Annotated in this window: 22 protein-coding genes and 1 pseudogene; 13 read left to right on the top strand and 10 right to left on the bottom strand. The window is 66.4% G+C overall.

Features of this window, described 5'->3' with window-relative positions; genetic code table 11:
* Window positions 1-73: 73 nt before the first annotated feature.
* Window positions 74-1,054: a tRNA epoxyqueuosine(34) reductase QueG gene (gene queG / locus KBZ19_RS07505; RefSeq protein WP_255100464.1), complete on the bottom strand. Its 981-nt coding sequence runs from the start codon at window positions 1,052-1,054 to the stop codon at window positions 74-76.
* A gap of 31 nt (window positions 1,055-1,085) precedes the next feature.
* Here queG and KBZ19_RS07510 point away from each other — a divergent pair, with 31 nt between their 5' ends.
* The 7 genes and pseudogenes from KBZ19_RS07510 to KBZ19_RS07540 form a co-directional block, all read left to right on the top strand.
* Window positions 1,086-1,736 carry an HpsJ family protein gene (locus KBZ19_RS07510; protein ID WP_255100466.1) on the top strand — a complete coding sequence of 217 codons (651 nt, stop codon included), beginning with the start codon at window positions 1,086-1,088 and terminating at the stop codon, window positions 1,734-1,736.
* Window positions 1,737-1,815: 79 nt separating this feature from the next.
* On the top strand, window positions 1,816-2,592 hold the full coding sequence (locus KBZ19_RS07515; RefSeq protein ID WP_233132862.1) for a DUF502 domain-containing protein: 777 nt from the start codon (window positions 1,816-1,818) through the stop codon (window positions 2,590-2,592).
* A 26-nt stretch (window positions 2,593-2,618) separates the two neighbouring features.
* Window positions 2,619-3,233, top strand: a complete 615-nt coding sequence (gene nusB, locus KBZ19_RS07520; RefSeq protein WP_094511194.1) for a transcription antitermination factor NusB — start codon at window positions 2,619-2,621, stop codon at window positions 3,231-3,233.
* A gap of 7 nt (window positions 3,234-3,240) precedes the next feature.
* Window positions 3,241-4,998 (top strand): signal recognition particle-docking protein FtsY, encoded by a 1,758-nt coding sequence (gene ftsY / locus KBZ19_RS07525; protein WP_255100469.1) that lies wholly within the window; start codon window positions 3,241-3,243, stop codon window positions 4,996-4,998.
* Window positions 4,999-5,143: 145 nt separating this feature from the next.
* A complete protein-coding gene (locus KBZ19_RS07530) occupies window positions 5,144-6,547 on the top strand; it encodes a PP2C family protein-serine/threonine phosphatase (protein WP_255100470.1) in 1,404 nt (467 codons plus the stop codon).
* A 52-nt stretch (window positions 6,548-6,599) separates the two neighbouring features.
* Window positions 6,600-8,048, top strand: a complete 1,449-nt coding sequence (gene argH / locus KBZ19_RS07535) for an argininosuccinate lyase (RefSeq protein ID WP_255100471.1) — start codon at window positions 6,600-6,602, stop codon at window positions 8,046-8,048.
* A gap of 115 nt (window positions 8,049-8,163) precedes the next feature.
* Window positions 8,164-8,586, top strand: a pseudogene (locus KBZ19_RS07540) (RNA recognition motif domain-containing protein); the annotation flags it as partial.
* A gap of 119 nt (window positions 8,587-8,705) precedes the next feature.
* Here KBZ19_RS07540 and dusA read toward each other — a convergent pair.
* Entirely contained in the window at window positions 8,706-9,653 is a 948-nt protein-coding gene (gene dusA / locus KBZ19_RS07545) for a tRNA dihydrouridine(20/20a) synthase DusA (RefSeq protein ID WP_255100473.1), read from the bottom strand.
* A gap of 69 nt (window positions 9,654-9,722) precedes the next feature.
* Here dusA and KBZ19_RS07550 point away from each other — a divergent pair, with 69 nt between their 5' ends.
* The gene (locus tag KBZ19_RS07550) at window positions 9,723-10,988 is read left to right on the top strand and encodes an NAD(P)/FAD-dependent oxidoreductase (RefSeq protein ID WP_255100474.1); all 1,266 of its coding nucleotides are present in this window, start codon (window positions 9,723-9,725) and stop codon (window positions 10,986-10,988) included.
* Window positions 10,989-11,107: 119 nt separating this feature from the next.
* Here KBZ19_RS07550 and KBZ19_RS07555 read toward each other — a convergent pair whose 3' ends face one another.
* The 3 genes from KBZ19_RS07555 to KBZ19_RS07565 all read right to left on the bottom strand — a co-directional run bounded on the left by KBZ19_RS07555 (window position 11,108) and on the right by KBZ19_RS07565 (window position 15,565).
* Window positions 11,108-12,556: a type II secretion system F family protein gene (locus KBZ19_RS07555; protein WP_094511188.1), complete on the bottom strand. Its 1,449-nt coding sequence runs from the start codon at window positions 12,554-12,556 to the stop codon at window positions 11,108-11,110.
* A 10-nt stretch (window positions 12,557-12,566) separates the two neighbouring features.
* The gene (locus KBZ19_RS07560) at window positions 12,567-13,646 is read right to left on the bottom strand and encodes a type IV pilus twitching motility protein PilT (protein ID WP_094511187.1); all 1,080 of its coding nucleotides are present in this window, start codon (window positions 13,644-13,646) and stop codon (window positions 12,567-12,569) included.
* Window positions 13,647-13,717: 71 nt separating this feature from the next.
* A complete protein-coding gene (locus tag KBZ19_RS07565) occupies window positions 13,718-15,565 on the bottom strand; it encodes a GspE/PulE family protein (RefSeq protein ID WP_094511186.1) in 1,848 nt (615 codons plus the stop codon).
* A gap of 217 nt (window positions 15,566-15,782) precedes the next feature.
* Here KBZ19_RS07565 and grpE point away from each other — a divergent pair, with 217 nt between their 5' ends.
* From grpE to rsgA, 4 genes are read left to right on the top strand one after another with little or no spacing between them, the layout of a single operon-like run.
* A complete protein-coding gene (grpE, locus tag KBZ19_RS07570) occupies window positions 15,783-16,532 on the top strand; it encodes a nucleotide exchange factor GrpE (RefSeq protein WP_094511185.1) in 750 nt (249 codons plus the stop codon).
* Window positions 16,532-17,644: a molecular chaperone DnaJ gene (gene dnaJ, locus KBZ19_RS07575; protein WP_094511184.1), complete on the top strand. Its 1,113-nt coding sequence runs from the start codon at window positions 16,532-16,534 to the stop codon at window positions 17,642-17,644. Before grpE ends, dnaJ begins: the two co-directional genes overlap by 1 nt.
* 22 nt (window positions 17,645-17,666) lie before the next feature.
* Window positions 17,667-17,930, top strand: a complete 264-nt coding sequence (locus tag KBZ19_RS07580; RefSeq protein WP_255100476.1) for a sulfurtransferase TusA family protein — start codon at window positions 17,667-17,669, stop codon at window positions 17,928-17,930.
* 2 nt (window positions 17,931-17,932) lie between these two features.
* Window positions 17,933-18,967, top strand: a complete 1,035-nt coding sequence (gene rsgA / locus KBZ19_RS07585; protein ID WP_255100477.1) for a ribosome small subunit-dependent GTPase A — start codon at window positions 17,933-17,935, stop codon at window positions 18,965-18,967.
* Here the strand turns inward: rsgA and KBZ19_RS07590 are convergent.
* The 3 genes from KBZ19_RS07590 to murC form a co-directional block, all read right to left on the bottom strand.
* Window positions 18,942-19,277 carry a YbaB/EbfC family nucleoid-associated protein gene (locus KBZ19_RS07590; RefSeq protein ID WP_094511181.1) on the bottom strand — a complete coding sequence of 112 codons (336 nt, stop codon included), beginning with the start codon at window positions 19,275-19,277 and terminating at the stop codon, window positions 18,942-18,944. The genes rsgA and KBZ19_RS07590 overlap by 26 nt on opposite strands.
* 92 nt (window positions 19,278-19,369) lie before the next feature.
* A complete protein-coding gene (murB, locus tag KBZ19_RS07595; RefSeq protein ID WP_255100479.1) occupies window positions 19,370-20,290 on the bottom strand; it encodes a UDP-N-acetylmuramate dehydrogenase in 921 nt (306 codons plus the stop codon).
* 3 nt (window positions 20,291-20,293) lie between these two features.
* Window positions 20,294-21,736: a UDP-N-acetylmuramate--L-alanine ligase gene (murC, locus tag KBZ19_RS07600; RefSeq protein WP_255100480.1), complete on the bottom strand. Its 1,443-nt coding sequence runs from the start codon at window positions 21,734-21,736 to the stop codon at window positions 20,294-20,296.
* Window positions 21,737-21,898: 162 nt separating this feature from the next.
* Between murC and KBZ19_RS07605 the strand changes: the two genes are divergently transcribed.
* Window positions 21,899-22,921 carry a type I glyceraldehyde-3-phosphate dehydrogenase gene (locus tag KBZ19_RS07605; protein WP_094511178.1) on the top strand — a complete coding sequence of 341 codons (1,023 nt, stop codon included), beginning with the start codon at window positions 21,899-21,901 and terminating at the stop codon, window positions 22,919-22,921.
* A 168-nt stretch (window positions 22,922-23,089) separates the two neighbouring features.
* Here KBZ19_RS07605 and thiL read toward each other — a convergent pair whose 3' ends face one another.
* Both thiL and KBZ19_RS07615 read right to left on the bottom strand, forming a co-directional pair.
* A complete protein-coding gene (gene thiL / locus KBZ19_RS07610) occupies window positions 23,090-24,133 on the bottom strand; it encodes a thiamine-phosphate kinase (RefSeq protein WP_255100482.1) in 1,044 nt (347 codons plus the stop codon).
* Window positions 24,126-25,214 (bottom strand): peptidylprolyl isomerase, encoded by a 1,089-nt coding sequence (locus tag KBZ19_RS07615; RefSeq protein ID WP_399220115.1) that lies wholly within the window; start codon window positions 25,212-25,214, stop codon window positions 24,126-24,128. The genes thiL and KBZ19_RS07615 overlap by 8 nt, the downstream gene beginning before the upstream one ends.
* Between the last annotated feature and the right edge of the window lie 61 nt (window positions 25,215-25,275).

Consider the following 25,275-nt stretch of genomic DNA (forward strand, 5'->3'; position numbering starts at 1 on the left):
TCCAGAACTCACCCTAGAGCGGCGGTTCTTGACTTCTGCAGGCGAATGGCCTCTCTTTTTCAGGCGGGCACAGTCAGCTGGCAGGGCCGGGCGTGCCCAGCCTCAGCATCGCCCGCAGGTTGCGCCGCCACATCCACGGCTTGATGCGGCGCAGGGCCGAGGCCCGCAGCCGCTCATCCCAGTCGTCGTCACTCCACTGCAGCGCCTCCTCCGGCTGCAGGTCGAGCATCCAGGCGCGCGGCTGCAGGTCGGGATCGCTGGACACGGGCAGGTCCTGGTCGTTCCAGGGGCAGACGTCCTGGCAGATGTCGCAGCCGGCCACCCAGGGAGCCATGGCGGTGCTGATCGCCGGCGGCAGCTGCGGCTCGCGGCTTTCGATCGTGTGGAAGGCGATGCAGCGCCGCGCGTCCACCACGAACGGCTCGGTGATGGCGCCGGTGGGGCAGGCGTCGATGCAACGGCTGCAGCGCCCGCATAGTGGCTCGGCCGGAGCATCCGCAGGCAGCTCCAGCGTGGTGAGCAGATGGCCGATCAGGAACCAGGAGCCCCGGCGGGGGTGGATCAGGTTGGCGTGTTTGCCGATCCAACCCAGGCCGGCCTGCTCGGCCCAGGCCTTGTCCAGCAGGGGAGCGCTGTCGACACAGGCCCGCCAGCGCACCTCCGGAGCCTGTTGCTCCAGCCAGCGGCCCAGCTGGCGCAGGCGGCTGTCGATCACCCGGTGGTAGTCGCGACCCCAGCCGTAGCGGGCGATCGCCGGCCGGCCGGGGGTGCGGATCGCGGCCACGTTGTAGTTGAGCCCCACCGCCAGCAGGCTGCGAACCCCAGGCAGCAGCCGCTGGATTTCCGCCCGGCGCGGATCGGCCATCCAGTCCATCGAGGCGTGGTGGCCTGCGGCCAGCCAGCGCTGCAGGGCCGCCGTGCGCAGCTGCATCCGTTCATCCGGCTCGGCGACGCCCAGCCCCACGGGGGCGAATCCCAGCAGCAGGGCCTGCTGTTTGAGGGCTGCCGCCAGGGCTGCGGGAGACAGGCGTTCCTGGTCGGGCTTAGATCCCACCCGTACAGTTGCGCATCACCGTCATTCTGCTGTGATCTCCGCCTCTTCCGGACGTTTCGGCGTGCTGCTGCGCTGGCTCGGTCTCACCCTGGTGGTGCTGCTGGCCCTGCAGCTCACCTCCGTGATCCTGATCGGCAGCTGGGAGGATCCCACCTTCCAGCAGCTGCTGGTGGAACGGCTGATCAGCCAGGCACCGATGGCGCTGGTGGGCCTGCTGCTGATCCTGCTGGGCTGCCGCCTTGATGTGTCCCACGAGGGCCGCACCCCCCTGCGCTGGGTGGTCACCGTCGCGGCAGCGGTGCTGGCGATCGGCCTGGCTGTGGCAGTGCCGGTCACGGTGAGCGCCGATGGCTCGATCACCGCCCAGACTGAGCAGAGCCTGGCCACCAAGCGGGGCCAGCTGGAGATGGCCAAGCAGCAGAGCACCAATCCCCAGGTGATTGAGCAACTGGTGCGTCAGGCCGAGCAGGCGGGCCAGGTGCCGCCCCAGGCCACGCCTGAGCAGAAGCAGCAGGCGGCGCGCGGCTTCATCGACCGCCAGTTGCAGCAGATGCAGGACCAGCTGAAGCAGGAGGAACGCTCCAGCGTGCTGGCTCTCAACCAGCGCCGTTTCAACGGCACCGCTTCAGCGGTGGTGCTGGCCGTGGCGTTCACGTTGGTGGCACTCGCCGCGGTGCTCTGAGCCTCGGAAGTTCTGTGGCGAGATGGGCCGCCGCTTAACGGCGTCCCTGGTGGCTGGCTAGGTTGAAGTCTGCTTTTTGATGTCCGGTCGTTCCGGCCCGCTCTTGGTGCAATCGAATCCCCGCACTGATGAACCCCTGGGGAACCGTCTTCGCCAGGACCTCAAGAACGACCTGATCGCCGGTCTGCTGGTGGTGATTCCACTCGCCACCACGATCTGGCTGGCCACCACGGTGAGCCGCTTCGTGCTCGCCTTTCTCACCACGATCCCGAAGCAATTCAATCCCTTCAATACGCTGAGTCCGCTCCTGCAGGAGTTGATCAATCTCGGCGTGGGTCTGTTGGTGCCGTTGCTCGGCATCCTGCTGATCGGTCTGATGGCCCGCAACATCGTGGGCCGCTGGTTGCTCGATTTCGGCGAAGGCACCCTGCAGCGCATCCCCTTGGCGGGTTCGGTCTACAAAACGCTCAAGCAGCTGCTGGAAACCGTGTTCCGCAGCAACTCCACCCGCTTTCGCCGGGTGGTGCTGGTCGAGTACCCCAGCAAGGGCCTTTTCGCCGTCGGTTTCGTCACCGGTGTACTCGGAGCCGCCATGCAGAGCACGTCCGATCAACCGATGCTGAGCGTGTTCATCCCCACGGCGCCCAACCCCACCACCGGTTGGTATGCCGTGGTGCCCGAGCAATCCGTCCGCGACCTCGACCTCTCGGTGGAAGATGCCTTCCGCACGATCATTTCGGCGGGGATCGTCAGCCCCGATGATGAGCGCGGTGGTCAGGGCAACCGCAGCTTCTCCAGCCTGCTGGCCCAACTGCGGGCCCCTGTGTTCACCGCCCCCTCCTCCACCAAGGCCTGAGGGGGTTCACCCCTTCTGACGATCCGATGCAGAGTCGCTCCGTTTCCAGAGAACTGGCTTTGTTGATGCTGGGCCAGGTGAGCGATCGCGTTCCCGCCGCCGACCTTTCGCTTGAAGGCCTGTTGCACCAGGCCCTCGCCAGCCTCAGCCAGTGCGTGCGGGAAGCCCTCGACAATGCCGCGCTCGACCTGGAGCAGGCGCAGCAGCAACTGCTCGACAGCGAACTGGTCGATGCCGCCGATCAGGTGGTGCGCGTGCGCGGTCACCTGCAGCGCGGTCTGGCTCACGCCGAGCAGGCGATCAACCGCCTGTCAGCGGGCCTTGAACTGCCGCGCCTGCTGATGCTGGCCGACCAGGAAGATGTGCGCCGCGGCGCGGTGGAGCGGGCGCGGGCTGTGCTCGATCACCGCGAAGACCTCGATCGCCGCCTCGATGAGGTGATGGAGGGCTGGCGGCTGAAGCGCCTGCCGCGCATCGACCGCGACATCCTGCGACTGGCCGCCGTCGACCTCGACACCTTCGGCACGCCGGCGGCCGTGGCCTGCAACGAGGCCGTCGATCTGGCCAACCGCTACAGCGACGAGCAGGGACGGCGGATGATCAACGGCGTTCTGCGGCGGTTCACCACCGCGGCCCCCTGAGGCAGGCATGGTTTTCGACTGGTTCCGGCGCCAATCCGCCCCCCAGCCCGTGGCGGCTCCTGCCCCCTCTGCGGCTGAAGCTGAATCCGCTGCACCGACGACGGCCGCTCCCGCTCAGGACGAACGACCCGCCGGTGATTCATCCACCACTCCTACCCCCACCCCTGAGCCTTCTGAGGGCGGGCCATCCCGCAGCCAGGAGAGCTCCGGTTCGTCTTATGAAGTTGCTGAGGCTGGCTCCGCCTCTGCTGCTCCAGCCCCTGCCCCTTCTGCCCCGGCCCAAGCCGGCACCCCTGCAGCACCCGCCGTCGATCAGGACGCTCTTGCCTGGGCGCGCGAGGCCTATGCCCGGCTGAAGGCCCAGCAGGATGCGGCCAGGCAAAAGGAGCCCCCCGCCGAGCTGCAGGCGGTTGCGGCCGAGCAAGGGTCTGGGGCTCTACCCTCCGCTGCCCCGCCTGCGCAGGAGGAACCCGCGCCCGCTCCTGAAGGGGCTGCAGCGGTGCCCCCTGAGCCTCAACCTGAGGCCAGGCTCCAGGCCCCGGCCCCGCCCGCAGCCGCAGCTGCACCACCAACCGCACCAGCGGCACCGGCGCCCGCACTGTCGCTGCTTGAGCAGGCTGCGGCCCAGCGCCGCGAGCGCCAGCAGGAGTTGCTGGAACGGCCGGAGCCGGAGAGTGCCACCGCCGACTCCACCGGCGCCACGGTTGCCAGCGCCGCTGCTGCCCCGGCTGCCGACACCGCCGCTCCCCAGCTGGGAGCGTTCGATGAAGCCTTCACCTGGTCGGTGGAGGTGCTGGCGGCCCAGGGCGTGCGCGCCGATCAGGTGTCGCTCGAGGAGATCGACTGGCTGGGCCGGCTGCGGCGCGGTCTGGAGAAGACCCGCCAGGGCTTTGTCAGCCAGATGCTGGAAACCCTCGGGGATGATCCGCTCACCCCGGAGGTGCTTGAGCAGCTCGAAACCCTGCTGCTGCGTGCCGATGTGGGGGTGAAGGCCACTGATCAGGTGCTCGAGGCCCTGCGGCAGCGTCTCAACCAGGAGGTGGTGGATCCGGGCGAGGGGCTGCGCTTTCTCAAGGAACAGCTGCGGGGGGTGCTGGAAGCACCGATCCAGGCCAGCGGCACGGCGTTGCTGGCCCCACAGCGCGATCGCCTGAACGTGTGGCTGCTGGTGGGAGTCAACGGCGTCGGCAAGACCACCACCCTCGGCAAGCTGGCCAACCTGGCCGTGCGCAGTGGCTACAGCTGCCTGATCGCCGCGGCCGACACCTTCCGGGCCGCTGCCGTGCAGCAGGTCACGGTGTGGGGGGAACGCAGCGGGGTTCCAGTGATCGCCAACCCGAGCGCCAACGCCGATCCGGCAGCCGTGGTGTTCGATGCCATCGGTGCCGCCAGTGCCAAGGGCACCGAACTGGTGCTGGTCGACACCGCCGGTCGCCTGCAGACCAAGCACAACCTCATGGAGGAACTCAGCAAGGTGCGCCGCATCGTCGATCGCCTGGCGCCCCAGGCCAGCGTGGAATCGCTGCTGGTGCTCGATGCCAGCCAGGGCCAGAACGGCCTGCGGCAGGCCATGGCCTTCGCCAGTGCCGCCGGCCTCACCGGCGTGGTGCTCACCAAGCTCGACGGCAGTTCCCGCGGGGGCGTGGCCCTGGCGGTGGCCTCCGAGGCCGGCTTGCCGATCCGCTTCGTGGGTGCGGGCGAGGGCATCCGCGACCTCAGGCCGTTCAACAGCTTCGAGTTCGTCGAGGCGCTGCTGGCTGTCTGAGCCGGAGGTGGCGGTGACTGCCCCTCCGCTCGGGGGCGGCTTCTCTGCGCTTCAACCGGTGATGCCAGCCACCCGGTTAGACGCATCACGAGCGCTCAGCGATTAACGCGCACCACTGCTACTCTTCGTTCCCCCGGCCGCTCCCGTGAGCAGTACGCCGCCCTCCCGTGTGCCTCCGCCCCCTCCGCGGGCCCATGGCACCCTGTCGGCATCCGCTTCGCTGAGGCAGCTGCTCGACAGCCTCAGCCGGGAGCAGCGGCGCAACCAGGAGCTGCTGGCGTCGCTGGCTTTTGCCCTGCGCAGTTTTACCAATTTCAACCGCTTTCTGGAGCTGGTGCCCCTGGTCTGCTCCCGGCTGGTGGAGGCGGAGGGCAGCCTGTTGGTGGTGTTTCACGCCGATGGCCGCCTCTGGCGCGAGCAACTGCATGCCTCGCCACCGGAGCGCTGCCGGCATCTGGTGAGCCATCTGGCCGGGCTCAGCGATCAGGATCTGGCCGCCGGCGCCGGCGATGACGCGGTGGTGGCCCAGCTGGATCTGGAGATGCGCCGCCTGCTGGGCCAGGTGCCGATGTTCGGCACTTCGGTGGTGGCCCGCAACCATCAGCGCGGCCGGCTTTATGTGTTCGGCTCCAGTCAGGGCGATGGGCCCAGCTGGAGCGATGTGCACCGGCGCCATGTGCAGCTGGTGGCCGATCTCACCGGCGTCGCGGTTGAAAACGAGGTGCTGCAGGAGGACATGCGCCTGCATGAGCGCCTTGATCGCCAGCTCAGCACCGGCGCTGAGATCCAGTCCCAGCTGCTGCCCGATCAGTGCCCCGTGATCGAAGGGGTGGACCTGGCAGCCCGCTGCCGGCCGGCCTTCCGCGTCGGCGGCGACTACTACGACTTCATCCCCACCCGCCCCGAGCTGGTGGGACGGCGCCGTGAAACCGAGCGCTGGGCGCTGGTGATGGGCGATGTGATGGGCAAGGGGATCCCGGCCGGCCTGCTGATGACCCTGCTGAGGGGCATGCTGCGGTCGGAGGTGCTGAGCGGCCACGCGCCGGACCGGATCCTGCGGGATCTCAACCAGCTGGCGCAGGAAGACCTGGCCCATTCGCACCGGTTCGTGACGCTCTTCTATTCCGACTACGACCCGCGCACCCACGTGCTGCGCTACGCCAATGCGGCGCACAACCCGCCGCTGATCTGGCGCCGCCAGGGCCACACGCTCGAACGCCTCGATGCCCCTGGCCTGCTGATCGGCCTGCAGCCCGAGGCCGAATACGGCTGCGAGCGCCTGGTGCTGGAGCCGGGCGACGTGCTCCTGTATTACACCGATGGCGTTACCGAGGCGGCGGGAGTCGGCAATGAACGTTTCGATGAAACCCGGCTGATGCGGGCCTTCGATCGCTCCTGCCGCTCCGGGTTGGGAGCGCAGGGGATTCTCGATCAGCTGTTCACCCGTCTGGATCGTTTTGTGGGCTCCGATCGTCAGCTCCAGGACGACGCCTCGATGGTGGTGCTGAAGGTGCGCGATGAGGTGATGCTGCCGGCACTGCCGGGCTGAAGCCCCCGGCCGCCGGGTGCAAAGCTTTGCCTGACGACAAGCCTCGGCGGACATGGCCACAGAGTCTTCCCCTTCAGCGCGCGGTCGGGGGGTGTCCGGCGGTGCCGACGGCAGCTGGAGCGACCGTTTCGAGGAGGGCCTGCACCCGGCGATCGAGCGCTTCAACGCCTCGATCGGCTTTGATATCGCGCTGCTGCCGCAGGATCTGGACGGTTCGGTGGCCCATGCCCGCATGCTCGGCCGCTGCGGCGTGATCACCACGGCGGAGGCTGAGCGGCTGATCGAGGGGTTGGAACTGGTGCGGGCGGAAGCGGCCGCGGGCGGCTTCAATCCCGGCCTGGAGGCGGAGGATGTCCATTTCGCCGTCGAGCGCCGGCTGATCGCCCTGATCGGTCCGCTCGGCAAGAAGCTGCACACCGGCCGCAGCCGCAACGATCAAGTGGGCACCGATCTGCGGCTCTGGTTGCGGCAGAAGATCGACGGGCTCGATCGGGCTCTGCTGCGGTTCCAGCATGCGCTGCTGGCCCAGGCGGAGCAGCACGTTGACACGCTCATCCCCGGCTACACCCACCTGCAGCGGGCCCAGCCGCTCTCCCTCGCTCACCATCTGCTCGCCTACGTGGAGATGGCGGCGCGTGACCGGCAACGCCTGGGAGATGTGCGGCGTCGGGTGAACATCTGCCCGCTGGGGGCGGCGGCCCTGGCGGGCACCCCCGTGCCGATCGATCGCCGCCAGACGGCCGCAGAGCTGGGCTTTGAGGCGATCTATGCCAACAGCCTCGATGCCGTCAGCGACCGCGACTTCGCCGTGGAATTCAGTGCGGCGGCCAGCCTGATCCTGGCCCACCTCAGCCGCCTGGCGGAGGAGGTGATTCTCTGGGCCAGCGAGGAATTCGGCTTCGTGGCCCTCACCGACCGCTGTGCCACCGGCAGCAGCCTCATGCCTCAGAAGAAGAATCCGGATGTACCGGAACTGGTGCGGGGCAAGGCGGGCCGCGTGTTCGGCCATCTTCAGGCCCTGCTCACGATGATCAAAGGATTGCCCCTGGCCTACAACAAAGACTTTCAGGAAGACAAGGAAGCGCTCTTCGATGTGGTGCGCACCACCGAAGACTGCCTCGAGGCGATGGCGATCCTGCTGGAGGAAGGCATCCGGTTTCGTCCGGAGCGCCTGGAGCAGGCAGTGGCCGCTGATTTTTCCAACGCCACCGATGTGGCCGACTATCTGGTGGCTCGCGATGTTCCCTTCCGCGAGGCTTACCAGCTGGTGGGCGGGTTGGTGAAGCGCTGCCTTGCGGAAGGTCTGCTGCTGCGAGAGCTGCCGCTGGAGCGCTGGCAGGCGTTGCATCCCGCCTTTGAGGCGGATGTGTATGCCGCGATCGAGCCGCGGCAGGTGGTGCGTGCACGTCGCAGCGAAGGGGGCACGGGCTTCGATCGGGTGCGTGAACAACTCGCCCTGATGCGCCAGCGGCTCGATCCGATTCCAGCGGAAAACCCTTGAAGCAGAGAATGGCGGTCCTAGGGTTGGGCTGTCACCTCCGATGGGTTCTTTCCGAGGCCGTCGAGGTTGATGCCATCAAGGCCCCTGTTCTTGGTCCAATCGGTTTCTACGGTCAGTGAGCATTTTCGTCGGCAACCTCCCCTTCCGCGCTGAGCAGGAAGATGTGGCTGAATTGTTTGCGCCTTTCGGCGAAGTCGTGAGCTGTTCTCTCCCCCTCGAGCGGGACACAGGACGTAAACGCGGCTTTGCCTTTGTGGAGATGGCCGATGAGGCCACGGAAAGCAAGGCCATTGACGGCCTGCAGAACGTGGAGCTCATGGGCCGCCCGTTGCGCATCAACAAGGCCGAGCCCCGCGGCAGCGGCGGGCCGCGTCGCAGCGGCGGCTATGCCGGTGGCGGTGGTGGTGGATATGGCGGCGGCGGCTATGGAGGGGGGGGCTACGGCGATCGGGGCGGCTCTGACCGGGGTTCCTCCGACCGCGGCAGCTCCGACCGTGGCGCTTCAGAGCGTGGCAGCCGTGGCTGGGAAGATCGCAGCCGCTTTCAATAAGCGCCCGTGCCCTGCCTTGAACCCCAGCGCGCGATAGCGCAGCGCCTGGAGCTTCAGCCCCTGGAACTGCAACGCCTCACGCCGGACCGTCGGGGAGACAGGAGCCCTCAGAGCCCCTGATCCTCCAGTTCACGGCAGGCCTGCTCCAGCACCTCGGCCCCGGCAGTGGCCTGGCCGGCGGCTTCCCCCAGCCGCCGGCGCCAGTGCCTGGCCCCTGGAACGCCCTCCACCAGGTGCACCAGGTGCCGGGCGATCGGCCACAGGCGGCCACCACCGGTGCACCACCGCTCTGCGTAGGGAACCAGACCGCGCACCACGCTTGAGGACGTGGCGATCGGCGCTGTGCCGTCGGCAAACAGGTCCGCGTCGACCCGGGTCCAGCGCAGCGGATGCTCATAGGCCGCCCGCCCCACCATCACGCCGTCGAGGTGCTGGAGGTGGGGCCGGCATGCCTCCAGATCCTGCAGCCCTCCATTGAGCTCGATCGTCAGGTCGGGCCGTTCCTGCTTGAGCTGGTGCACCCGGTCGTAGCGCAGGGGCGGCACGGTGCGGTTCTGCTTGGGGTCGAGTCCCGTCAGCCAGGCCTTGCGGGCATGCACGGAAAACCGGGCGGCGCCGGCCCCGGCCAGCTGCTCCACAAAGGCCAGCAGCTCCGCGTAGCTGTCGCGCTCATCGATGCCGATCCGGTGCTTCACCGTGACGGGCAAGGGGCTGGCCGCGGCCATCGCCTCCACACAACGGGCCACCTGCTCAGGGTCCGCCATCAGACAGGCCCCGAAGCGGCCTTTCTGCACCTTCTCGCTGGGGCAGCCCACATTCAGATTGATCTCGTCGTAGCCCCAGGCGGCGGCCAGGCCGGCGGCCTCCGCCAGCAGCGTGGGGTCATCCCCGCCCACCTGCAGGGCCAGCGGCTTTTCGCTGGGGTCGAAGTCCAGCAGCCGTTCCCGCCGGCCATGGTGGAGCGCCTGGGCCACCACCATCTCGGTGTAGAGCAGGCTGCGGCGGGTGATCTGCCGCATCAGCACCCGGAAGTGCCGGTCGGTGCAGTCCATCATCGGCGCCACACTGAACCGGTGCGCGGGCAGCTTCCGCCCCACCTGCAACTCACCCTCTGCCATCTCCCCATGCTGCCTTCTGAGTGCCCCCTGGTGGTGGCCGGTGGTGGCCCGGCCGGCTACATGGCCGCGATCACGGCCGCGGAGGCCGGACTGGCGGGGGTGCTGCTGCTGGAGGCCACCGATCAACCCCTCGGCAAGGTGCTGATCAGCGGCGGCGGCCGCTGCAATGTCACCCATGCCTGCTGGGATCCGCGCGCCCTGGTGGGTCACTACCCCCGCGGGGCGCGGGCGCTGCTGGGGCCCTTCAGCCGCTTCGCCACCGGTGACACGCTGCGCTGGTTCGCAGACCATGGCCTTGAGCTGGTGGAGGAGCCCGATGGGCGGCTGTTTCCCCGCAGCAACCGTTCCAGCTCCGTGGTCAGAACCCTGGAAACGGCGGCGGCGGCGGCCGGTGTCACGGTCTGGCGTGGCGCCGCGCTGCGGGGGGCTGAGGCCTCAGCGGCGGGCGGCTTCGCCCTGCAGGTGCGCCACCGCGAGCAGCCCTTGCGGTGCCAGAGGTTGCTGCTGGCCACCGGCGGCCACCCCAGCGGACGCCAGCTGGCCGCCGGGCTTGGCCATCAATTGGTGCCCCCGGTGCCCTCGCTGTTCACCCTCGCGCTGGAGGCCAATCCCCTGGCGGCGCTCAGTGGCGTGGTGATGGATCCGGTGGAACTGGAGCTGGACGTGCCGGGAGGGGAACGCTTTCGCCAGAGCGGCATCGTGCTGCTCACCCACTGGGGGCTCAGCGGCCCTGCCACCCTGCGCCTCACCGCCTTTGCGGCCCGTGCCCTCAAGGACCATCGCTACCAGGCCCGCTTGACGGTGAACTGGTGCGGAGGCCGCTCCGCCGCGGATGTGGAGGCGCTGCTGGCGGCCTGCCGCCGGGACCAGCCCCGCCGGCAGCTGGCGGCCTGCAGACCCTGGCCGGAGTTGAGCCGGCGCCTGTGGCTGCATCTGCTTGAGCGGCATGGGGTGGACGGGCAGAAGCGCTGGGCCGATTTCGGCAAGGCCGACCAGCGCCGGCTGCTGGAGGGGCTGCGGGCCAGTCGGTATGCGGTCAGTGGCCGGGGCCCGTTCGGTGAAGAGTTCGTCACCGCAGGCGGAGTGGCCCTGGGCGAGGTGAACCTGGCCACGATGGAGAGCCGTAAGCAGCCAGGCCTGTTCCTTGCCGGCGAACTGCTGGATGTGGATGGGGTGACCGGCGGTTTCAACTTCCAGCACTGCTGGACATCCGGTTGGCTGGCGGGACAGGCGATCGCCCAGCAGGCGAAGCTTGCGACAGCTGCGAACTAGGCGTTGATCATCCAGCGTTCCTGGCTAGGGCCGCTTCTTCTGAATGAGAAACATTGAGAGAGCCTGCAATCATCTTGCCCACCCCTATGGCCAATGGCCAATCTTCTTCTTGTAATGATCTATCTGATCTTTTCAAAAATGGAGAACATTGGCAGATACATGGCCAGCAGAATCGAAGCCACGATGATGCCAACGAGCACGATCATGGCGGGCTCTAGTAGTGAGGTGAGCGCTTTGACGGCAGCTGAAACCTCATCTTCATAGAAGTCAGCTACTTTGGCGAGCATGGAATCCATCTCACCAGTTTCTTCTCCGACCACCAGCATGCTCAACGCCATTTCGGGGAAGACGCGCTTGCGGGAGAGGGCGGTACTCAGCAGGACGCCGTTCTGAAGCTCCCCGCGGCAATTGTCAATAGCGTCAGAGAGAATGCTGTTCCCCACGGTGTCGCGCACGATTTCAAGTGACTGGAGGATGGGAACTCCGGCACGGCTGAGGGAGCTGAAGGTGCGGCAAAATTGCGCCGTTGACGTTTTTTGGATGAGATCACCAAACAGGGGAATCTTCAGAATGGCTGCATCTACTTGCCGTCTACCTAGCGGAGTTGTGTAGTATTTGCTAAAAAGGATGACAGCAAGAATGATGATTCCCGTCAAGTAAATCGAGAAAGGCGAGCGCAGTAAAGCGCTGAGGTCCACCATGAATTGGGTGAATGGCGGTAAATCGGCACCCAGCTGATCGAAGATGCCCGCAAATGTTGGGATTAAGAAGATAGTCATCCCCAGAAAAACAGCTATAGCGATCACCAGCACCGCAACTGGGTATCCCAGGGCCCCCTTCACCTGGTTCTGGAGTCTGGAGGTCTGCTCAAGCAAGAGTGACAATCGCTTCAGTGATTCATCAAGCACACCCCCGACCTCACCCGCTTCGATCAAGGCAATGCTCAAACGATCGAACACCTTTGGCCATTTGCGCATGGAGCTGCCCAGGGTTTCACCCTGACTGACTTCGACACTGATGGCCTGTAGAGCGCGCTTGAAGATTGGATTCTTCTGCTGAGCAGCGAGCAGAGTCAGGCTGCGCACAATCGGAACGCCGGAATCCACCAAGGCCGCGAGCTTGCTAGCGAACAGGGCCTTGTCCTTGACTCCGGGTGACTGTTCAAACAGCGGCCCTAGGTTGATTTCCTTGTTCAGCAAGCTGCCGTCCTGCTGTTTCTCGCCTCCCTGGCTAGCCGCTCTTGCGAAATCCTGGACAAGCTTGGTTGCTGTGATCCCGCGACGCCTCAACTCACTGCGCGCTGCTGTCATATCGACTGCGGCCAGTTTTAGTTTCTTGGGCTTGCCATCTCTACCGCTATAGGTGGCGATGAACTGGACTGTTGGTGTTGATCGAGTCTTTGCCTTTGCGAGCGGAGATGGGCTGGAGCTGCCCACAGCCTGGAGGGTGGTCGGGAGGATGCCGCGCTTCCTCAGGTCACGCCGTGCGGTTGCCAGATCCACTGCGCTGACGCGAAGCTCCTTGGTGTTCCCTCGGCTGGTGGTGTAAGTGGCGAGAAACGAGGCCATTCGGGAACGATTAGGAAAGGGTGCTGAGCAGGCGGTTGAGCTCCTCTGGTTTGACGGATTTTGAGCGGGCTTCTTCTAGGCTGATCTCTCCGTGCATGACAAGCTCGCTGAGTGCTTTTTCCATGGTCTGCATGCTCAGTTGAGCCCCGGTCTGAATCTGGGAGTAAACCTGCGCCGTTTTTCCCTCCCGAATCAGATTGGCGATGGCTGGGGTGTTGATCATGATTTCTTGCGCCATCACTCGGCCCCAGGAGTGCTGGTCAGGATTCAATCGCTTGCACAGAGTCTGAGCAAAGATGGCAGCAAGACTGCCGCTGAGCTGCGCGCGGACCTGAGTCTGCTGGTTGGCGGGAAACACATCCACCATCCGATCGACTGTTTGAGCGGCGGAGCTCGTATGCAGGGTGGCAAAAACCAGATGGCCGGTTTCTGCGGCCGTGATCGCCAGCTGGATCGTTTCCAGGTCGCGCATCTCACCAACCAGAATCACATCAGGGTCTTCTCGCAGAGCGGCACGTAGGGCGTTGCTGAAGCTCTTGGTGTCGTCGTTCAGCTGGCGCTGATGCACCAGGCTGAGATTGTTTCGATAGGTAAACTCAATTGGATCTTCAATCGTGATCACATGCAAGGCCTTGGTGCGATTGATGTGATCCAGGAGGCTGGCCAGGGTGGTGCTTTTGCCGGATCCGGTAGGTCCCGTCACAAGCACGAGCCCTGAGGGCCTGTCCGTAATGTCCACAACCACCTCGGGCAGGCGGAGGTCCTCAGGGGTGGGTATCTTGCTGCTGAGTGCTCGTAGGCAGGCCGCGTAGGTGCCACGTTGGCTGTAGACATTCACACGAAAACGGGCCAGACCTCGTAGCGCATAGGAGCAATCAAGTTCCCAGGTTTGCTCCAGATGTTTCCTCTGGGCATTGTTCAGGATCGAGAAGATCAGCCGGTTGCACGTTTCTTCCGTGAGAATTTCTTCATGCATCGGTCGCAGTTCGCCGTTGAACCGTCCATAGGGACGTTGTCCGGCGGCCAGGTGCAAGTCACTGCCGCGTGCTTCCACCAGCTCGCGCATGAAATCTTCAATCACGAGTTCCATGGGCTTCGCGGCGTTGAGCAAGCTTCGTGACGTTGCGCAATTCTGCACGGCTTGAGGGAGAGCATCAAGGGTCAGGCCCTCTCTGTCAGGCAGTAGGGGCATTCCAGCCATTCATCCTTGAGCCCGGCCCCGCAGCCGCTGCAGCTCAAGGTGGTGAGGGCTCTGGCACGGCGTTCCGATTCAAGCTCCGTGTCGGTGAGCAGCATGCGCTCCACCTCCTCCAGTGTGGTGTGCCCCTCCCGCACCAGATCCAGGCCGTAGCCGAGCAGGGTTTTCATCCCGGCTTCCAGGGCCAGCTTGCGGATCACATCGGTGCTCGCCCCCTGTGCCACAGCTGAAGCGATGGTTTCGTTGAACTGGAGCACCTCGTAAACGCCGATGCGGCCTTTGTAGCCCCTTCCCTGGCAGGTGCTGCAGACGTGGGTGGCATCAGGTTCAGGCCGAAAGGCTTTGTAGAAAGTGACCTTTGTATCAGGGCTGGATAGGAGGCCAAAGTGGCCGAGCTCTTCAGGGCCGGGGTGATAGCCCACCCGGCACTTCGTGCAAACGTGCCGCAGCAAACGCTGCGACACGATTCCCAACAGGGAGGCACTGATCAGAAAGGGCTCCACGCCCATTTCGTTGAGGCGGGCGATCGCACTGGGGGCATCGTTGCAATGGAGGGTGGTGAGCACGAGGTGTCCGGTCAAGGCGGCCTCAATCGCAGTCTTGGCCGTTTCTCCGTCGCGGGTTTCACCTACCAGCAGAACGTCGGGGTCCTGCCGCATGAAGGCCCGCAGGGCATTGCTGAAGTCGTAGCCCTTGTCGCGGTTCACCTGGGTCTGGGTGATGCCCTTGAGCATGTATTCAATCGGGTCTTCAACTGTGGAGATGTTGATGCCCGGGACGTTACGCTCCGACAGCAGGGAGTAAAGCGTGGTGGATTTGCCGGATCCGGTTGGTCCGGTCACCAGGATCATCCCGAAGGGGCGTGACCCCAGCGTGCGCACCAGATTGAGGATCGCTGGAGAGCTGATCAGCTTGTCAAGACCAAGCTTTGTGGCGGAGCTGTCCAGCAGCCGCATCACCACCTTTTCACCCCAGCGGCTGGGCAGGGTGCTTACTCTCAGTTCAATTGTCCGCCCGTTATAAACCCGTCGAATGCGGCCGTCCTGCGGCATCCTCCGTTCGGAGATGTCCAGATCGGCCATGATCTTCAGCCGTGAGGTGATTGCCGGGATGAGGCTTCTTGGCAGGAGTTCCAGAGGTTGCAGCACGCCGTCCTGGCGGAAGCGGATCTGCAGGCCCTCTTCCTGAGGTTCAACGTGCACATCGCTGGAGTCACTGTCGATCGCCTTGATCAGAATCCGATTCACAAGACTCACCACCGGCGAAGCACTCGAGGCGGCAATGCCCTCATCAAGATTCATATAGGCATCGTCTTCGGCTGGCGCTTCGTCGAGCTGCCGTTCGAGGCTCAGGTTCTCCAGCAAAGAGACCCGCTCCACACGGGCCTCCTGCTGCGTCTCTTCGGGGTTCGGCAAGGAATCACCTGAGCCGTCACCATCACGAGCGACAGCAGCATCTAGCTCCTCAAGCCTCGCCTTGAGCACAACCTCGATTTCGCCCTTTAGAGCAAGACGCAAATCGGGTTCCAATCCGTCGCCAGCGATCGTCTCCATCAGCTCGTGACGCTGGTCCGATCCCCAGAAGGTGGGCACGGCCAACACGAGCCGGTTCCCGATGCGCCGAATCGGCAAGCTCGCCAAGCCGCGCCACCTCTCACTGCCGATCGAAGGGCAGGCCTCAAACGCTTTTGGATCCGCCTGCTCCAGCTCCTGCGGACGGAGCACACGTTCCCCAAGCAACAACTCCACCTCCAAGCGCTGCTGGGTGGGGGTGATGGCATCCGGCACCGGACGGGTTGCCGAAAGGGTCATGGCAGGAAGCGGCTCTAGGGGGAAATGCCTATGTGGGGCTGAGATTTCACGCACCCAAGGCCCCTTTCTAGACCAGATCCACGCTGAAGGGCTGCTTGTTTGCCGCGATCATGGCGCACCTGGTGCGTGACGGATGCCGAGGTGCGGGCTTCCGCCGCTTGTGGGAGGCACGCGTCACCCTCCAACATGTTGGTGTCAGATCTGCGATCCAGCCGGCATGAGTGGCGAAGCCTCTTCCTTCTCCCAGGATTCTGAGGCCCCTGCGGAGGCACCTCAAGCGGCCTCCACGGAGGCCAATGTCGAGGGTCTTGCCAGCGAGGCGAATGAATTGATCACGCAGCTCGAAGCCTCCGCGGCCTCGGCCGACGCCTCCGCCCAGGCCGATGCCATCGGTTCGGAGGCCGGTGGTCCCGAGCAGCGGATTCAGGAACTGGAGGCGACGCTCAGCAGCCTCCAGGCCGAGCACGAGGGCGTGCGCAGCCAATACATGCGCATCGCCGCCGACTTCGATAACTTCCGCAAGCGCCAGAGCCGCGATCAGGACGAGCTGCGCCTGAAGATCACCTGCTCCACGCTCGCGGAGATCCTGCCGGTGGTCGACAATTTCGACCGGGCGCGCCAGCAGCTGGACCCCCAGAACCCCGAAGCCCAGGACGTGCATCGCAGCTACCAGGGGCTCTACAAACAGCTGGTCGATGTGTTCAAGAATCTGGGCGTCTCGCCGATGCGCGTGGAGGGAGAGCCGTTCGACCCCAACCTGCACGAAGCCGTGCTGCGGGAGCCCAGCGACGAGGTGATGGAGGACGTGGTGATCGCCGAACTGCAGCGCGGTTACCAGCTGGAAGGCCGGGTGATCCGTCATGCTCTCGTGAAGGTGTCGATGGGCCCCGGTCCTGCCGGTGGGCCCAACGCCGCCAACGCCCCGCACGGGGACACTGAACCCATGGCCGGCGCGGATCCGAGTTGATGGCCGATTACTACGACCTTCTGGGTGTCAGCCGTGATGCCGACGCCGACACCCTCAAACGTTCCTACCGCCGGCTGGCGCGGCAGTTCCACCCGGACATCAACAAGGATCCCGGCGCCGAGGAGCGCTTCAAGGAGATCGGGCGCGCCTATGAGGTTCTGAGCGACCCCCAGACCCGCGCTCGCTACGACCAGTTTGGTGAAGCGGGTGTGTCCGGCGCCAGCGGCGGCCCCGACATGACGGATATGGGCGGCTTCGCCGACCTGTTCGAGACATTCTTCAGCGGTTTCGGGGGGGCTGGCGGTGCCAGTGGCCCACGCCGCCGTGGCCCGCGCCAAGGCGATGACCTGCGCCTTGATCTCACGATCGGTTTCAGCGAGGCCGTGTTCGGGCAGGAGCGCGATGTCCAGATCCGCCACCTGGAAACCTGCGCCACCTGCGAGGGCAGCGGCGCCAAGCGGGGCAGCGGGCCCACCACCTGCGGCACCTGCTCCGGATCCGGCCAGGTGCGCCGTGCCACCCGCACCCCATTCGGCAGTTTTACGCAGGTGGCGCCATGCCCCACCTGCGAAGGCACCGGCCAGGTGATCGCCGATCCCTGCGGCGATTGCGGCGGCCAGGGGGTGCAGCAGGTGCGGAAGAAGCTGCGCATCACCATTCCAGCCGGCGTCGATTCAGGCACCCGGCTACGGGTGACGGGCGAGGGCAACGCGGGCCAGCGGGGCGGTCCGGCCGGTGACCTTTACGTCTACCTGTTCGTTCAGGCCCACGACCACCTGCGCCGTGAAGGCATCCACATCCAATCGGATGTCACGATCAGCTATCTCCAGGCGATCCTCGGCGACAAGATCGAAGTCGACACCGTTGATGGTCCGGAAACCCTGGAGATTCCTGCTGGCACCCAGCCCGGTGCCACGCTCACGCTCAACAACAAAGGGGTGCCGCGGCTGGGCAATCCCGTGGCCAGGGGCAACCATCACGTCACCGTGAAGGTGCATATTCCCACCAAGCTCTCCAGCCACGAGCGGGAGTTGCTCGATCAGCTCGCCGGTCACCATTCCGGCAAGGAACACCCGCACAAGAGCGGTCTTTTCGGGGGACTGTTCGGGTGAGGGCCGCCGCCTGCCCATCACCATGAAGCCCGCTGATGCCTCCACTGCTCCCGCGCCGGCCCAGTGCCTTGACCTGCGCGGCACACCTTGCCCCGTCAATTTCGTGCGCACGAGGCTGGCGCTTGAAAAACTGCCGCCCGGTGCCTGGCTTCAGGTCGATCTTGACGCAGGCGCCCCTGAGTTACTGGTGAGCGAGGGCATCCGCGAAGAGGGGCATGAGGTGCTGCGCATGAAGCCCACCGATGGCGCCGGGGCGCGTCTGCTGATCTGCCGCGACGGGGCCTGAGCGTGGAGCAGGAGCCGGTCACCGGCCGGGTCGTGGCTCTGCAGGCCAATTTCTGCAGGGTTTGGCTCGATCGGGCCGGCCCTGACCATCAGCTCGAACTGCTGTGCGTGCGGCGCACCCGGCTGGGCAAGAGCGGCCAGCAGGTCCATGTCGGCGATCAGGTGAGCCTCGATGGAATCGACTGGGCCGCCGGTCGCGCTGCGGTGAGCCGCCTGTTTCCTCGCGGCAGCCGGCTGGAGCGGCCCGCCGTGGCCAACTGCAGCCGGTTGCTGGTGGTGGTGGCGCTGGCGCAGCCGGAGCCGGATCCCGTCCAGATCACCCGCTTTCTCCTGGCGGCAGAGGCCACCGACCTGCAGGTGGAGCTGGTGCTCAGCAAGGTTGACCTGGTGCCCCGCCCCGTCCTGGAGGCGTGGCTGGTTCGCCTGAAGGGCTGGGGGTATGACCCGATCGGCCTGAGCGTGGCCACAGGTGAGGGGCTCGAGCTGTTGAGGCAGCGGCTGGTGAAACCGGGTATCACCGTGCTGTGCGGCCCTTCCGGCGTGGGCAAGAGCAGCCTGCTGAACGCCCTGATTCCAGCGCTTCAGCTGCGGGTGGCTGCAGTGTCCGGGCGGTTGCAGCGTGGCCGCCATACAACGCGGCACGTGGAGCTGTTCGCGCTGGGATCCGAGGCCCTGCTCGCCGATACGCCGGGATTCAACCGGCCGGATCTGCCGCTCGATCCCACCCGGCTGGCCGCGTTGTTTCCTGAAATGCGAGAGGCGCTGCGCTCGGGTGCGTGCCGGTACCGCAACTGCTTGCACCGCGGCGATCCCGGTTGCTGCGTCGGCACTGACTGGGACCGTTACCCCCACTACCTGCAGGCCTTGGAGGAGTTGTTGGCGGCCGGTGGCTCAGGGCCAGCGCGCCGTACGCAGGAGCCGGATGTTCAGGCACAGCGGACAGAGGTGCGGCTGGATCGCCGGCAGCGCCAGCCTTCTCGCCGCCGGCTGCGGCAGAGCCAGCAGGAAGGGCTCAGCCCCCCATCCCCGTCAGATTGAGCCCACCGGTGAGCTCTTCCATCCGCTCCTTCATGGTCGCGGTGGATTTTTCGTAGGCGGCCCGCAGCGCTTCGAGGGCGGCGGCTTCGGTGGCTTCGGCGCCGCAGGCCACAAGTTCGGGAGCCAGCCTCACCCGCAGGGGCTGTTGATTGCCCGAGAGCCACACGCTGGCGCGGCCGTCCTCACTGGTGCCCTCCAACTCCATGGCATCCAGTTCGTCCTGCAGTTTCTGGGCGTCCTGCTGGATCTGCTGCGCCTTGCGGAACGCTTCGGTGAGCTGGCCGAAGTTGGGAAGACCGAAGCCTGCCATGGGGACGATGTCGTGGGGCCACAGCGTACGTGGGCCGCCACGGTCGTTCAGCAGCACCTCTGGAACGGCTTTCCTCCCGCCGACACCCTGTATCAATCGGACATCGTTGCCGGATCGAAGCTGCCCAGGCGCTTCACTTCCGGGTGGAGCTCCAGGCCATGGGCCTGACGCACCCGCTCCTGCACCCGTTCGATCAGGCGGTTGATCTGCGCGGCGGTGGCCTCCCCCGTGTTGACGATGAAGTTGGCGTGCATGGGCGACACCATGGCGCCGCCCACCGTGCATCCCTTGAGGCCGAGTTCCTCGATCAGCCGGCCCGCCTTGAGCGGTTCCGGGTTGCGGAACACGCTTCCGCAGCTGGGCAGGTGGTAAGGCTGCGTTCCGGTGCGGCTCTGCAGATTGGCGCTGGTGAGCCGGTCGATCGCACGCGGATCATGGCCGGCGCTCAGCTGGAACCGGGCCGAGAGCACCAGCAGCGGCTCCTCCTGCAGGCGGCTGTGGCGGTAGGCGAACTCCAGGCTCGACGCCGGCAGGATGAAGGGAACGCTGCCCGGATCCGGCGCCACCACGGTGATGTCGCGCAGCACTTCTGCCGTGCAGCCTCCCTGTGCACCGGCGTTCATCGCCACAGCACCCCCCACGGTGCCCGGGATGCCCACGGCCCATTCCAGCCCGCTCAGGCCCGCCCGGGCCGCCCGGCGCGCCAGGGTGGGAATCGGCTCTCCAGCTCTGGCTTCCACCAGGCCCGTGCTGGCGTCCAGCTGGCTGCCCTGGAGGCGGCGTGAGCAGAGGGTCAGGCCCGCCAGGCCGCTGTCGCTGATCAGCAGATTGGAGCCCGCGCCGATCAGGCGCCAGGGCAGACCGCGCTCCCGGGCCCAGCGGGCCATGGCGTGCAGCTCTTCCTCACTGGAGGGTTCCCCGAACCATTCGGCGGGGCCGCCCACCTTCCAGGTGGTGTGAGCGGCGAGCGGCAGCTGGGCGCTCAGATTGGCCGGTGGTTCGCCGCCCGCCATCCCTCAGGCAGCCAGGGGTGTGACGACAGCGGCGCCGGGCAGGGCCTTGAGCCGGTCCCACAGCCCGTTGACGTCCCCGGCCCCCATCGCCAGCACCAGGTCACCGTCCTGGCTCAGCGTCGCCACGTCCTGGGCAAGGTGCTGCATGTCGGCTGCCACACGCACCTCAAGGGCAGGGTGCAGCGCGGCGATGCGCTCCGCCAGCGATCCGCTCGACACCCCGGGGAGTGGCGCTTCGCCGGCGGCATACAAGGGCGCCAGCAGCACAGCATCGGCCTGGCCGAGGGCCTGGGCAAACGCTTCGCCGAATTCCGCCGTGCGGCTGTAGCGATGGGGCTGAAACACCGCCACCACCCGCCGCGGCACCGCCGGCAGCGGGCTGCGGCCGGTGCTCACCATCAGCCGCGCCATGGTCAGGGTGGCATTCACTTCGCTGGGATGGTGGGCGTAGTCGTCGACCACCAGACGCCCCTGCCAGCTGCCGCGGAAATCGAAGCGGCGGCCGGGGGCGCTCAGGGAGGGAATGGCCTGGCTGAGCGCTTCGAACGGCACCCCTTCCAGCCGGCAGGCGGCCAGGGCGCCGGTGGCGTTGCTGAGGTTGTGACGCCCGGGCAGCGGCAGCCGGAACTGCCCCACCTCTGTGCCCTGCTCGTAGAACGCGGCCAGGGTGCCGTCCCCCTCTTCCGCCACTGCGATGGAGGCGAAGTCGGCCCCGTCCGCGCTCTCGATCGACCAGCAGGCACTGGGCTGGAAATGCTGGTGCAGCACCGGGCAGTCCCGGTTGGTCAGCAGCCGGCCGCAGCCGGAGGCGAATTGCTGCAGGGTGCCGATCAGGGCCTCCAGGTCGGCGTAATGGTCGGTGTGGTCGAGTTCGAGGTTGGTGATCACCCCCAGGCTGGGCCGAAACTTGACGAGCGAACCGTCGGATTCGTCGGCTTCCGCCACCAGCAGCCTGCCGTTGCCCACCCGGGCGTTGCTGCCGAAGCCTGGAACGATGCCGCCGATCACGGCCGTGGGGTCGTTCGCGGTGGCGGCCAGCAGGGTGGCGACCATGGTGCTGGTGGTGGTCTTGCCGTGGCTGCCGGCGATCGCGATCGCGTCCTGGCTGTTGATCAGGGCCGCCAGCACATCGGAGCGGTGCACGACTGACAGACCCACGCGGCGGGCTTCGACCAGCTCGGGATTGCTCTGGGGAACGGCGGAGCTCACCACGATCTGCGGATCGGCCGCGGCTGTGGTGCGGATCGCCTCGATGGTGGCGGCGCTCTGCTCCTGAAACACCCGCACACCCCGGCGGCGCAGGGCCTGCAGCACGCTGTTGTCGCGGGGGTCGGAGCCGCTGACGGAAAAGCCCCGCTCCACCAGGATCTCAGCCAGGGCGGACATGCCGATCCCGCCGACACCGATGAAGTGCAAAGGCTGCCCGCGATCGACCAGCAGTCCCAACGGCGTCTCCAGGATGAACCGAAACTTAAGCGGCAGGATCCCCGCTTGTCCCTGCTGAGGCACCTTGTGGAACCCGGCATGGCTCCCGTGGGGGCAGGGGCGCCATTTCTGTATGATCGGCAGCCAAAACCTCCCTTGTTAGCGGGTTTGCCCGCTGTTGCCATGGCTTTGCGTGTTGCGATCAATGGATTTGGCCGGATTGGTCGCAACTTCATGCGTTGCTGGCTGAGCCGCGGCGAGAACACCGGCATCGAAATTGTCGGCCTCAACGACACCTCCGATCCGCGCACTAACGCACACCTGCTTCAGTACGACTCCATGCTCGGAAAGATCCGGGACGCCAAGGTGAGCCACACCGATGACGCCCTGATCGTCAATGGACGCACCATCAAGTGCTTCTCCGACCGCAACCCCCTGAACCTTCCTTGGAAGGAATGGGGTGTGGATCTGGTGATCGAAGCCACCGGCGTGTTCATCGACAAGGAAGGGGCAGGAAAGCACATTCAGGCCGGTGCCCGCAAAGTACTGATCACCGCTCCCGGGAAAGGTGATGGCATCGGCACCTTCGTGGTGGGTGTGAACGCCGATCAATACACCCATGACGGCTTCGACATCATCAGCAATGCCAGTTGCACCACCAACTGCATGGCGCCGATCGTCAAGGTGCTCGATCAGGCCTTCGGCATCGTCAAAGGCACGATGACCACCACCCACAGCTACACCGGTGACCAGCGCATCCTCGATGCCAGCCACCGTGATCTGCGCCGGGCCCGCGCTGCTGCCATCAACATCGTTCCTACCTCCACTGGCGCTGCCAAGGCTGTGGCTCTGGTGTATCCCCCGATGAAAGGAAAGCTCAACGGCATCGCCCTGCGGGTGCCCACCCCGAACGTGTCGGTGGTCGACCTGGTGCTGGAGGTGAGCCGCGGAACAACCCGCGAAGAAGTGAATGCGGTGCTTGAGGAATCGTCACGGAACGGCATGAAGGGAATCATCAAGTATTCCGATCTGCCGCTGGTGTCCTCTGACCATGCCGGCACTGATGAATCCACGATCGTGGACGCTGACCTCACCCTGGTGATGGGCGACAACATGGTGAAGGTGATCTCCTGGTACGACAACGAGTGGGGTTACAGCCAACGCGTTGTTGATCTGGCCGAAGTGGTGGCCCGCAACTGGGTCTGATCCTCCCGTTCCTCATTCGCCCGGATCGCCCTTCTTCCGAATCGGGCCGTATTGCCAACTGAATCGGGTCTTCCTGCACGGCCTCTCCTGAGGGGGGGTTCGCAGGGAGGCCCTTTTTTGTGGGGCCGCCGCCACGCTGTTTTGCCCGGCCACGTGCTCCGGCACGCTTCAGCCGAAGTGCCGGAACCCGGCTGGGCCCTGCAGTGGCTCCTCTGTTCCCTGCCAGAGCAGCCGTCCTGTGCCGGCCACCAGCCGGCCGAGGCAGTGCACCCCCGGCAGGCAGGCCTGCAGGCGCTGGGCCCACCGCTCCGGCAGGGCCAGCACCAGCTCGAAATCTTCTCCGCCGCCGAGGCACCAGTCGGTGGCCTCCCGCAACGGCGCCATGGCCGGATCGATCGGCAGGGCTGAGCGATCCAGCAGCGCATCGCAGCCGCTGGTGCCGGCGATGGCAGTGAGTGCCGCCGCGAGCCCATCGCTGCTATCGGTGCCGCCCACCCGCCAGGGATCCCCGGGGGGCTGGCTTTGCTCCAGAGCCGCCACCACATCAAGACGCGCCTGAGGGCGCCGGTGTGCTGCGATCGCCCGCTGCCGCAGGTCTTCAGGCAGGTCGGTGGCGGCGATGCTGCCGGTCATGAGCCCGTGCAGCGGCTGCTCCAGCAGCAGCGCCAGGCCCAGGCGGCTGAGCCCGTGGAGACCACTGCACACCAGCACGTCACCGGCACAGCCGTCCTGCCGCCGGATCGGCCCCTGCGGGCCCAGCCGGCCCAGGGCCGTCACCGCCAGCAGGCGCTCGCTGCCGCTGCTGCAGTCGCCCCCGAGCAGCGGCGCGCCGGTGGTGGCCAGCGCCGCGGTCAGGCCGCCGTACACCCCTTCCACCCAGGCCCAGGGGGTGCGGGGTGGGGCCACCAGGCCCACGGTGAGCCCCACCACCTCACGGCAGCCCATGGCGGCCAGATCCGACAGGTTGGCGGCGGCGGCACGCCAGCCCAGATCGCCAGGGCCCATGGTGGCGTCGTTGAAGTGCACCCCCTCCACCAGCACATCGGTATTGACCACCAGCACCCCGCCAGCGCGCTCCTCGATCAGGGCGGCATCGTCATCGAACTGGCCCGGCGGCGCGAAGGCCCGCAGACGCTCGAGCAGTCGCCATTCGCCCAGATCGCCGAGCGTGGGCGTGGAGCCCTCGCCGCAGGCGGCCGGTGGCTCAGGCATGGGGCCGCAGGTTCTCGGCCCCCTCCAGCACCGTGGCCTTGACGATGCCGTCATCGGCGGTGAGTTCTTCGAGCACATCAAAGCCGTCGGTGACGTAGCCGAAGGCGGCATAGCGCCCATCGATCAGGTTCAGCCCAGCGGGGGTCAGCTCGGCTTCGAACAGGAAGAGGAAGAACTGGGAGGAGCCGTCGTCGAGGGCTTCATCGGAATGGGCCCAGCCCAGGGTGCCCTTGGTGGCGAAGGGCAGGGTCGGGGTGGCCTTGAACAGGCCCAGGTCCTCGAAGGTCTGGTTGTAGAAGGGGGCCGCTTCGCCGGGTACCTTGATCTCCAGGGGCACCGGGCGGTTGTGCTGTGTCCTGGGATCCACGAAGCCGTCGGCGGGACCGGCGGGATCGCCGGTCTGGAGCACATAGAAGTCTTCGGCCCGGATGAAGGGCAGAGCGTCATAGAAGCCCCGCTGCACAAGATCCACGAAGGCCCCCGCGGTGAGCGGCGCGTTGTAGCCATCCACCACGGCAGTGAGATCACCCTTGGTGGTGGTGAGTCTCACGGTGGCCCGGCCCAGCAGCCGCGGCAGGTCGTCGAAGGCGGCAGGAATGGTGAACGGGAACGGACCCACCAGCTCGGCCTCGGCGGCGCCGATCCGGCTGAGTGCCTCGCGGCGGGCATCCAGGAAGGCCTCCCGGTCCTGGCGCTCAGCTGCTGTCGCCATGTCCTGGAGGGATCCTTGCAACTGTTCGAGCAGGGCTTCCGCTTTGTCGCGGTCCGCCGGGTCGAAGCTGTCGAGCAGACCCACACGACGGGTACCCAGCAGCGACTGGGAGCGGCGCACCACATTGGTCAGGGCGCTCCAGCGCTTGGCGCGCAGGTCGTCGCTGGTGCTTTCGAGCCGGTGCTGGAGATCCTGCAGATCGGTGGCTTCGATCGGCAGCGCATCCCGCAGCAGGGCAGCGGGATCGGTGACGGCATTGCCTGGGGGTAGGGCTGCAGCGACAGGCCGGGGCGCCGTCAGCCCCGTCGCTGCGCAAAGCACCACGGCCAGGAGCAGGGCCCACAAACCACCGACCCGGGTCCTCCGCATCTGTCCGTCTGCCGTTTTCCGGACTTTGGCACAGCCGGCCGGTCCCGTTCCATCCGGCGCT

Source organism: Synechococcus sp. L2F, assembly GCF_024345695.1.
Classification (GTDB): Bacteria; Cyanobacteriota; Cyanobacteriia; order PCC-6307; family Cyanobiaceae; genus MW101C3.

Coding starts and splice junctions, on each gene's coding strand:
- KBZ19_RS07560 (WP_094511187.1), bottom strand. CDS start 13,646: ATGGAACTCGTGATTGAAGATTTCATGCGCGAGCTGGTGGAAGCACGC.
- nusB (WP_094511194.1), top strand. CDS start 2,619: ATGCAGAGTCGCTCCGTTTCCAGAGAACTGGCTTTGTTGATGCTGGGC.
- dusA (WP_255100473.1), bottom strand. CDS start 9,653: ATGATGGACTGCACCGACCGGCACTTCCGGGTGCTGATGCGGCAGATC.
- KBZ19_RS07615 (WP_399220115.1), bottom strand. CDS start 25,214: ATGCGGAGGACCCGGGTCGGTGGTTTGTGGGCCCTGCTCCTGGCCGTG.
- KBZ19_RS07550 (WP_255100474.1), top strand. CDS start 9,723: ATGCTGCCTTCTGAGTGCCCCCTGGTGGTGGCCGGTGGTGGCCCGGCC.
- KBZ19_RS07565 (WP_094511186.1), bottom strand. CDS start 15,565: ATGACCCTTTCGGCAACCCGTCCGGTGCCGGATGCCATCACCCCCACC.
- KBZ19_RS07580 (WP_255100476.1), top strand. CDS start 17,667: ATGAAGCCCGCTGATGCCTCCACTGCTCCCGCGCCGGCCCAGTGCCTT.
- KBZ19_RS07555 (WP_094511188.1), bottom strand. CDS start 12,556: ATGGCCTCGTTTCTCGCCACTTACACCACCAGCCGAGGGAACACCAAG.
- KBZ19_RS07515 (WP_233132862.1), top strand. CDS start 1,816: ATGTCCGGTCGTTCCGGCCCGCTCTTGGTGCAATCGAATCCCCGCACT.
- grpE (WP_094511185.1), top strand. CDS start 15,783: ATGAGTGGCGAAGCCTCTTCCTTCTCCCAGGATTCTGAGGCCCCTGCG.
- ftsY (WP_255100469.1), top strand. CDS start 3,241: ATGGTTTTCGACTGGTTCCGGCGCCAATCCGCCCCCCAGCCCGTGGCG.
- dnaJ (WP_094511184.1), top strand. CDS start 16,532: ATGGCCGATTACTACGACCTTCTGGGTGTCAGCCGTGATGCCGACGCC.
- argH (WP_255100471.1), top strand. CDS start 6,600: ATGGCCACAGAGTCTTCCCCTTCAGCGCGCGGTCGGGGGGTGTCCGGC.
- murB (WP_255100479.1), bottom strand. CDS start 20,290: ATGGCGGGCGGCGAACCACCGGCCAATCTGAGCGCCCAGCTGCCGCTC.
- thiL (WP_255100482.1), bottom strand. CDS start 24,133: ATGCCTGAGCCACCGGCCGCCTGCGGCGAGGGCTCCACGCCCACGCTC.
- KBZ19_RS07590 (WP_094511181.1), bottom strand. CDS start 19,277: ATGGCAGGCTTCGGTCTTCCCAACTTCGGCCAGCTCACCGAAGCGTTC.
- KBZ19_RS07605 (WP_094511178.1), top strand. CDS start 21,899: ATGGCTTTGCGTGTTGCGATCAATGGATTTGGCCGGATTGGTCGCAAC.